Source organism: Idiomarina sp. Sol25, assembly GCF_033052775.1.
Taxonomy (GTDB): Bacteria; Pseudomonadota; Gammaproteobacteria; order Enterobacterales; family Alteromonadaceae; genus Idiomarina.
In genome coordinates, this window is the sequence record NZ_JAUPEW010000065.1 from 1 (window position 1) to 341 (window position 341).

The window sequence follows — 341 nt, forward strand, 5'->3', positions numbered from 1 at the left end:
GTGCGAACGGCAATACCGGGGATGAGGTCTTCACTCAGGAGCATTTCGTGAATGCATGTATCGAGGCCGACCGCCTCGGCTTTCAGATCGCGGTGCATGCCATCGGCGATGCCGGGGTGCGGCGTACAATTGACGCCTATGAGGCCGCGCAAAACGCCAACGGAAAACGCGACAGCCGTCACAGGATTGAACACCTTGAAGTCATGCACGCCGACGATATTCCGCGTCTGGCCAAATTGGGGATCGTCGCCTCGATCCAGCCCGGTCACGCGCCGCGCGGCCACATTTTCCCCCCTTCGGGCGTCGGGCAGGTGCTGCACGATCACCAGATCGCCGGTGCC

The 341-nt window shown here is 62.2% G+C and carries 1 protein-coding gene; it reads left to right on the plus strand.

The window, feature by feature from the left end; all coding sequences use genetic code 11:
- On the plus strand, positions 1–341 hold a 341-nt coding region (locus tag Q5L94_RS13485; RefSeq protein WP_317498875.1), incomplete at both ends, for an amidohydrolase family protein.